The following is an 8,055-nucleotide window of genomic DNA, read 5'->3' on the forward strand; positions in this document are numbered from 1 at the left end:
GTGTGCCCCGGTCCCTTCGGTGGTGGGAGGAGGCTGGGGTGCGCCTCCCACCGGCCGAGGGGGCCGGGGTGTGACTCCCATTGCCGCGGAGGCCGGGTCCGCCTCCCACTGCTGAGGGCCGCCGGTGAACTGGTCACCGAGACCGCGGTGGCGTGCGGCTGGTCCAACCCCTCCAGCTTCATCGACGCGTTCACCGAAGTCGTCGGTGAGACGCCCGGCCGCTATCAGGCGGATCTGCGCAGCCGTCGGTAGTCACCGGCCTGCCATCGCCATGGGCCGGGCACCCGCTCCGCGAGGTTGGCGGCTTTCCGGTACCGGCTGTCCAGACACCGGTGGAGCGCGGGCATCAGGCCGTTCCAGAGTGGGAGCGGTACGCCGCATCTACGTACGGCTACTCCTGGCTCAGCGTCCTGGCCGCGGTCCCGGCCGGCCCTTCCGGGATGGCGATCCACTCACGTGGCCTCGCCGGCATGATCCCCCGCGGCGCGCACGCCAGCCGCATCTACCTTCAGTGCGTGGTCGACGACACCCCCGGGCAGTGGCCGGACGGGCGCGTCTGGAGCGAACTGGAAGCCCGCTTCGGTACGGCCGTGACGAGGGGCGAGATCATCGACAAGCGGACAGTGCCGCTGCGCAGCGTGGTCTTCGACCCGATGAGCCACGGCAGGCTCTACCTCCTGGGAGACGCCGCCCACATCGTCCCGCCGATGAGCGCCAAGGGCATTCACCTCGCCCTGCACGACACCGAGGTCTTCGCCCGCGCCGTCATCCGCCGGATCAAGGACGGGGACCGAAGCCTCCTCGACGGCTGTTCGGAGACCTGTCTGCCCCACATCTGGAACTACCAGGCGTTCGCGACCTGGATCACCGACATGACGCACAACGCCGGCTTCACGGGCCACGAGGGCGATTTCCGCAAGCAGGTCGCCCGCGCCGAACTCCGGCGCCGGTTCACCTCGTCCGCGGCGAACAGGCTCTTCGGCGAACTCACCGCCGGAGCCAACTGACGGGCCGTCAATCGGGCCGAGCCGGAGGTTAGCTTGCTAGTATGCTAGCATCGCCTTTGTGGGTGATGAGGAAGTCAAACAGTTCAACGTGTACCTGCCCGTCGGGCTGATCAAGCAGATCAAGTACCGCGCCATCGAGTCCGGCACGTCACTGTCCGCGTTGGTCGCGGACGCGATGCGGGCCTACCTCGACGATGCCGAGGGGCAGAGGCGGCAATCGACTGATGAGGAGACCTGACATGCCGACCGAAGGAATCGAGGCCGTGTTCCTGACGACCCACAACTGGGGCAAGGCGGCGAAATTCTTCCAGGAGCTGGGTTACGAGCTGGAGTTCGCGACGGACCACAACTCCGGGCAGCTCCGCAACGGCGACGGGCCGTACGTCTTCATCGCCGAGGTCCCCGAGGACCGGGAACCCGAGACGCGGATCGTGCTGAAGGTGCCGGACGCGGACGCGTTCCGTCCCGATCCCGTCGTCGAGGTGGTCACGCCGTTCGAGGAGACCCATTTCGGGACCAGGGAGATGACTGTCCGCGATCCCGACGGGCGCCTGTGGAGCCTCCAGGCTCCCGTCGAGAACTGACGGCGACGTAACGCGACGAAAGGGGACACCATGACAGACGCGCAGACCGGGCCGGCGGACGGCAGCGGGGTGCCGGACAGTACCGCCGTACGGACCGCCCTCTGGCGCGCCATGCATGTCCAGGTCGACCCGCCCCCGCACGTGATCGAGGACGAGATCGGTCTGCGGCTGGCAGATCCGGGCGACGACTGGCGCGACCGCCCGGACATGGACCCCCATGCCACCAGGGCGTTCCGGGCGGCCATCGTGGCACGTGCTCGCTTCATCGAGGATCTGATCGCCGAGCAGGCCCGCGCAGGCGTCACCCAGTACGTCATCCTGGGGGCCGGCCTGGACACCTTCGCCCAGCGCAAGCCGGAGTCCCTCGCGGGCCTGCGGGTCTTCGAGGTCGACCAGCCCGGCCCGCAGGCATGGAAGCGCCGCCGCCTGGTCGAACTCGGTTACGGCATCCCGGACTGGCTGCACCTGGTGCCGGTCGACTTCGAGGCGAACGAGGACTGGCTGAAGCAGCTGGCCGCTGTTGGCTTCGACCCCGGCCGACCGGCGGTCATCGTCTCCACCGGCGTCACCATGTACCTCACGAAGGATGCCACCGCGGCCACCCTGCGGCAGATCGCCGCGGTCGCCCCCGGCTCGACGCTCGCCATGACCTTCCTGCTGGCCACCGACCTTGTTGACGAGACCGATCGCTCCGGCCTCCGGGCGAGCAAGGAAGGCGCACAGGCGTCCGGAACGCCGTTCATCAGCTTCTACACCCCGCAGGAAATGCTGGCGCTGGCCCACGAAGCCGGTTTCGAGGACGCCCACCATGTGTCGGGAGCTTCGCTCGCCCCGCGCTACTTCGCCGATCGCACCGACGGCCTCCGCCCGTCGAGCGGAGAGGACCTGCTGCTGGCCACCACCTGACCGGCCCTGTGGTCAACGCGGCCGAGGCAGCGTCCGGTACGCCGTGAAGTCCCGGACGGGTGAGCGTCTGCCTCAGCGCCTGCCTCCGCTCACGGTCCGCGCCAGACGTTGGCGAAGGCCGCCTTCTCGATGGACCGCCGCTGGCGTACGGCCTCCAGTTCCATCACCGCGTCATGGACAATGGCCACCACCGTCGTGACCGCCGCGTCACCGAGGCCGGGCTCGTCGTCGGACCGTTCGCCTTCGATGCCCACGACCGAGGCGAGAGCGGCCAGCACGGGGTCCTGCTCCTTCCAGCGGTCGGCCGCGTGGCGGCGCGCGGGGGTGTCGGCCGGTTCCATGCGTTCGGAGCCGAAGGACAACCGGCCGCTCCGCTTCGGCGTCAGCTCGCCGTCCTCCTCCAGGGCGGCCTGGTACGCGGCCGAGAGGTCGCTGCCCCGGCGCCACAGCCAGTCCTCGATCCGCTCGTAGGGCGCCTGCCGGGTGAGCTCTGCCGCGGCCTCGTCCATGAGCCGGTCGGTCGGCAGTGGGGGCCCGCCCGGCACGATGCGGTCGCCGTCCACGGCGACCGCCTCCGTATCGATGAGGTCGATCAGCTCGGCTCCCGCGAGAGCGAGCGACAGGTCGCCCTGTCCCACGGGACGCTTCGAGTCCATGGCGGTGAGGAACAGGTCTTTCGCCGTGGTCATGAATGGCTCCCCTCGGAGGCTTCGGCAGCGCGGCGTGTCGCTGCTGTCGGCGTCGGCGTCCGCGTCGGTGTGGGCGGCCACGTCCTGTCCGGGGCCAGGTCCGGCGGCGGGGCGACTGCCGCGCTTGCTATCAGTATCGCCCCCCGCCGCACGGTCGGAGCCGTTTCGCGGGACGGCGGGGTGTTCTGCCGGCGCTCATTCGGCAGGCGTCAGAGAGCGGGTGCGGAGGCGGCGTCGTAGGTGGCGCGGGCGGCGGTGATGTCGGCCCGGTGGCGTTCCGCCCAGCCGACGAGCCCGGTGAGGCTTGCGTGGAGTTCGCGGGCCATGGGCGTGAGGCTGTACTCCACCTTGGGCGGGACGGTGGGGTAGACGGTCCTGATGAGCAGGCCGTCACGTTCCAGCTTGCGCAGATTCAAGGTGAGCATGCGTCGGCTGATGCCGGTGATGGTGCGTTCCAGCTCGGTGAACCGTACGGGGCCGTGCGCGGCGGCGACGAGGATCCCGATGCTCCATTTGCCCGCGACGCGGTCGAGGACCTCGGTGAGCGGGCACGTCTCGTTGCTGACCTGGTCGGACACATCGGTGTGACTGCGTGACATAAAAGTGCCTCCTTCCGCCGCACGCCATGGTTACAGAGGGTGACTGCTGTAACAAGTCGTGCACCAAAGGAAGGGATCCCCGTGCGGAGAACCGACGCGTCAGCACAGACATCGCCCTGGCCGGCCCTGGCCGTACTCTGCGCAGGCCAGTTGATGGTCATCCTCGACGGGACCGTCGTGAGCGTGGCGCTGCCCTCCGTCCAGCGGGACCTCGGCTTCTCCCCGTCGGGGCTGGCCTGGGTGGTCAACGCGTATCTGGTCCCCTTCGGCGGCCTGCTGCTGCTCTCCGGACGGCTCGGCGACCTCATCGGACGCAAGCGCGTCTTCATCACCGGTCTGGGCGTCTTCACGGCTGCCTCGCTGCTGTGCGGTGTGTCCCAGGGCCCGGCGATGCTGCTCGCCTCCCGGTTCCTCCAGGGCATCGGCGGCGCGGTGGCCTCCGCTGTCACGCTCGGCATGGTCGTGACCCTCTTCCCGCAGCCGAAGGAGCGGGCCAAGGCCATCGGCGTCTACAGCTTCGTCCAGTCCGCCGGCGGCTCCTTGGGCCTCCTCGCCGGCGGCGCGCTGACACAGACCGTCGGCTGGCACTGGATCTTCTTCGTCAACGTACCGATCGGCATCGTGGCCGCGCTGCTGGCCGGACGCCTGCTCGCTTCCGAGTACGGCGTCGGCCTCGACAAGGGGACCGACTTCCCGGGCGCGCTCCTGGCCACGTCCGCGCTGATGCTCGGCATCTGCACGATCGTCGGGACCACCGGTCACGGCTGGACTTCCCTACGTACGCTGAGCTTCGGCGCCGGGGCACTCGCCCTGTTCCTGGCCTTCGTCGCACAGCAGGCGAAGGCGTCCCACCCGCTCCTGCCGCTCCGCGTCTTCCGCTCGCGCAACGTCTCGGGGGCGATGGGCATCCAGGCCCTCATGGTGGCCGGGATGTTCAGCTTCCAATTCCTGTGCGTGCTCTACCTGCAGAAGGTGCTCGGCCTCGACGGGATACGCACCGGCCTGGGAGTCTTCCCGGTCTCGGTCGCGATCGGCGTGCTGTCCCTCCGCCTCTCGCCCAAGCTGATCTCGCGCTTCGGCCCCCGTGCCGTACTTCTTCCGGGACTCTCGCTCATCGTTGCGGGTCTCGCCCTGCTCGGCCGCGCACCGGCAGGCGGGAGCTACGTCGTGGACGTCCTGCCCGCACTGCTGCCGCTCGGCGTCGGCTTCGGTCTCGCGATGCCGGCGCTGGCCACCCTTGCGATGTCGGCGGCCACGCCCCAGGACTCGGGGGTCGCATCCGGCATGTTCAACACCATGCAGCAGATCGGCAGCGCCTTCGGCCTCGCCGTCCTCAGCACGCTCGCCGCCTCGCGTACGGATGCCATGCTGGGCGACGGTGCGAGCACGGCCTCGGCGCTGACGGGCGGTTACCAGCTCGCCTTCCGTACCGGCTCGGGCCTCGTCGCCGTCGCTCTCCTCCTCGCCGCCACTCTGCTGCGGGCGCCTGCCACGGCGCCCCGCCCCGCGTCCGACGAGAGGCCGGTCACTGAGAACGCCGCGCCCTGACCGGGCAGGCCGGCCGCTCGGCGACCGGGCCGGCAGCCCCGAACCCCGCCCCGAACCCCGCCCCCACGCCGCCGAGTTGCATGAGCGACTCGACGGCGTGGGGGCAGGCCGTGGTACCTAGGCCGGGACGCAGGCGGTGATACTGAGATCCGCCGGACACGGGGTGATGGACAGGACCTGGAAGCCCGCCTCCACCGCCTCCCGGCGCATATCGGCCTCGCTGCGCTCACGGGTCCGGGCCTCGCCGACCACCATCTTGATCAGGTTGCGGAACGCGGCCCCGGAGTCATGCTCCACCAGCGGGTCGATGACCAGAAGCTTCGGGCCCTCCTCTGTCGGGCCGTCAGTGGTGTTGACAGTATCGGCCACCGCCTTGCGGATGTTCCGCAGGATCTGTACGCCGCTCTCCGAACTCCAGTCGTGCAGAACGTTCTTGAGGATGTAGAGGTCACCGCCGGCGGGGACCTCGTGCAGGATGTCCGCAGGCTGGAAGGTGAGCCGGCGGACGAGGTCCGGCTCGCCCGAAGCGGCGAGCTCGGCCTCGGCCCTGCGGCAGGTGTCGGGGCGGTCCACACAGACGCCGCGCAGGTGCGGGTGAGCCGTGAGGACGGCCTTGAGCAGGGTGCCGTTGCCGCCGCCGACGTCGACCACGGTGCGCACATTCCCGAACGGAACATGCTCGGCCAGGATGGTGCCGATCGGCCGGGCCCAGTCCTGCATGGCGCGGTCGAATATCCGGGCGCTCTCCGGGTTCTGGTCCAGGTACTCATAGAGCGGGACGCCGAACGCGCAGGGCATCACCGACTTCCCGGTCCGAACCGCCTCGGTGAGCCCGCCGGTCGCGGCGTGACCGTAGAGGCCGCACAGGAGCGCGGCCAGGTTCCGTACCGACTCCGGGTGGTCGCTCCTCAGCTGCTCGGAGAGCGGCGAGTTGACGTACCGGCCCTCCTCGTCCCGGGCGAACACCCCGAGCGCGGTCAGGGCCTGCAGCACGGAGCCGAGCGATTCGGCGTCCGCATCGACGGCTTTGGCCAGCTCGGGAACGGTGGCGGGGCCGTCCGCCAGCACGTCCGCGATGCCCAGTTGGGCCGCGGTGCCGACCGCCGAGGAGGCCATGGCCCCCATGACCAGGCTCATCAACGACATTTACAGGTTCCCCAATCGCTCTGGCCGGACGGCGCGCCGCCGACGCCGGGCCGGTGTCGGTCGTCCCCGCCGTACGCCGGGAGCCGCCACGCCGTGCCGTCCTGGTGCCGTCGTGCGGTGCGCGGCGCCGGGTGGTCCGGACGGCGGTGTGCACTGCCGACGGCACTCGGCCGGCCGCTGCGGGTGGCGCCGGCCGGAGGCGGCAGTCGCGACCTGTCGCGCCGCAGACCGGGCACAGCAGTACTGCTGCGCAGGTGCGGTCTGTGCGCCACACGCTAGACGGGCGGTCACCGTACGTCGTGTCGTTCAACCGGCCCGACCGCCCCGTACGGCAACCGGTCGGGCAGCCGGGGGTGTTGGCCCCGCGGTGCTCCGGCAGCCCGGCGGGTCCCGCCCGAGCCGCCGTCCGAACACCGGCCGCCCGCTTTCCGCACCGGCCCGTGGCGGGCCGCCGGTCGCCCGTGGAGTGGCGGGTCCGTTCACGCGCGCACGGTCGGCAGTTGAACATCGGTGGACGGAACCGCTGCGTACAGGGCCTCGGCGGGGTGGCCGGATTCCGGACCTTGAGGTTCCGCCTGAGGAAGGAGAGGCTTGGCCGCATGAGTGATGACAAGTCGTCGACCGATGACGGCGTGGAGAACACGCAGGCAGCCATGCGGGCTTCGGACGCGGACCGCGACCAGGTGGTGGAGATCCTGCGGGACGCCGCCGGGGACGGCCGGCTGACCTCCGATGAGGTCAGCGAACGGGTCGAGGCCGCGCTGAACGCCCGGACCATCAGCGAACTCGCCCGGCTGACCCGCGATCTGCCGGTCTCACCCGTTCCCGGCGATCCGGAGAAACGGCCCGAACGTCCCAAGGACGTCGTGGAGATCGACCAGCGCTGGGGCACCCTGCACCGCTCCGGCACCTGGGAGGTCCCGCGCCACCTGGACATCCGGATGCACGGAGGGGACGTCAAACTCGACTTCACCGAGGCCGTGATCGGCTACGACAAGCTGGACATCGACGCCCGGATCAGCATCGGCGGGAACCTGATCCTGGTCGTCCGGCCGGGCATCGTGGTCCGCACCGACGACCTGACCGTGGGGGTGGGAGAGGTCAAGTACCGCAATCCCGCATCCGACGCGGAGGCGCCGGTCGAACTCCTGGTGAACGTCACCGGGCGCCTCAAGGGCGGCGACGTGGTGGTCCGCCACCCGCGGCGGAAGCTCAGCGAGTGGATCCGCGGCGACAGCGCCAAGAGCGCATCCGAAGCACAGAACTGAAGCAGGTTCCGGTACGACCGGGGGCGGCGGGACGGCACTGAGCCGTTACGCCGCCCCTAAGTGCTGTCCCGCAATCCCTGGCGGGCGCGCGACGACAGCTACGGCACCTCACCGCGTTGTCGGAACGCCCGAATACAACCAGTATGCGGACGCCCCTCCGCCTTGCGATGCACCGCATCTGACGCCGCGCGCTGATCCACCAGGGATCACGGGACAGCCCTTAGCCCGTTCATCTCCGCCGAGCGCCCACGGGCCGCCGTTCCCCGCCCGAATACCGCCGTTCCGCGCCCGTTGTCCGCCGCTTCCAC

At 70.3% G+C, this 8,055-nt stretch carries 9 protein-coding genes and 1 pseudogene; 7 read left to right on the forward strand and 3 right to left on the reverse strand.

Going from position 1 to position 8,055, the window contains the following annotated elements; genetic code table 11:
• The 5 genes and pseudogenes from ACWGKJ_RS13180 to ACWGKJ_RS13200 all read left to right on the forward strand — a co-directional run bounded on the left by ACWGKJ_RS13180 (position 1) and on the right by ACWGKJ_RS13200 (position 2,497).
• Positions 1 to 252, forward strand: a complete 252-nt coding sequence (locus ACWGKJ_RS13180; protein ID WP_385027322.1) for a helix-turn-helix domain-containing protein — start codon at positions 1 to 3, stop codon at positions 250 to 252.
• Positions 253 to 386: 134 nt separating this feature from the next.
• Positions 387 to 1,007: pseudogene (locus tag ACWGKJ_RS13185) on the forward strand (FAD-dependent monooxygenase); the annotation flags it as partial.
• A 58-nt stretch (positions 1,008 to 1,065) separates the two neighbouring features.
• Positions 1,066 to 1,245, forward strand: coding sequence for a CopG family transcriptional regulator (locus tag ACWGKJ_RS13190; RefSeq protein WP_385027219.1), 180 nt, complete (start codon positions 1,066 to 1,068; stop codon positions 1,243 to 1,245).
• Position 1,246: 1 nt separating this feature from the next.
• Positions 1,247 to 1,591, forward strand: a complete 345-nt coding sequence (locus tag ACWGKJ_RS13195) for a VOC family protein (protein WP_385027216.1) — start codon at positions 1,247 to 1,249, stop codon at positions 1,589 to 1,591.
• Between the two features lie 30 nt (positions 1,592 to 1,621).
• Positions 1,622 to 2,497 (forward strand): class I SAM-dependent methyltransferase, encoded by an 876-nt coding sequence (locus ACWGKJ_RS13200; protein WP_385027213.1) that lies wholly within the window; start codon positions 1,622 to 1,624, stop codon positions 2,495 to 2,497.
• A gap of 89 nt (positions 2,498 to 2,586) precedes the next feature.
• On the opposite strand, the gene ACWGKJ_RS13205 is transcribed toward ACWGKJ_RS13200, so the two are convergent.
• Entirely contained in the window at positions 2,587 to 3,186 is a 600-nt protein-coding gene (locus ACWGKJ_RS13205) for a GOLPH3/VPS74 family protein (protein ID WP_385027210.1), read from the reverse strand.
• A 209-nt stretch (positions 3,187 to 3,395) separates the two neighbouring features.
• A complete protein-coding gene (locus ACWGKJ_RS13210) occupies positions 3,396 to 3,785 on the reverse strand; it encodes a winged helix-turn-helix transcriptional regulator (RefSeq protein WP_385027207.1) in 390 nt (129 codons plus the stop codon).
• A gap of 81 nt (positions 3,786 to 3,866) precedes the next feature.
• Here ACWGKJ_RS13210 and ACWGKJ_RS13215 point away from each other — a divergent pair, with 81 nt between their 5' ends.
• The gene (locus ACWGKJ_RS13215; protein WP_385027204.1) at positions 3,867 to 5,333 is read left to right on the forward strand and encodes an MFS transporter; all 1,467 of its coding nucleotides are present in this window, start codon (positions 3,867 to 3,869) and stop codon (positions 5,331 to 5,333) included.
• Positions 5,334 to 5,450: 117 nt separating this feature from the next.
• Here the strand turns inward: ACWGKJ_RS13215 and ACWGKJ_RS13220 are convergent, their stop codons facing one another.
• Positions 5,451 to 6,479, reverse strand: a complete 1,029-nt coding sequence (locus tag ACWGKJ_RS13220; protein WP_385027201.1) for a methyltransferase — start codon at positions 6,477 to 6,479, stop codon at positions 5,451 to 5,453.
• Between the two features lie 599 nt (positions 6,480 to 7,078).
• Between ACWGKJ_RS13220 and ACWGKJ_RS13225 the strand changes: the two genes are divergently transcribed.
• Positions 7,079 to 7,747, forward strand: coding sequence for a DUF1707 SHOCT-like domain-containing protein (locus ACWGKJ_RS13225; RefSeq protein WP_385027198.1), 669 nt, complete (start codon positions 7,079 to 7,081; stop codon positions 7,745 to 7,747).
• Positions 7,748 to 8,055: the final 308 nt, after the last annotated feature.

The sequence above is a fragment of the Streptomyces sp. NPDC054757 genome (assembly GCF_053612185.1).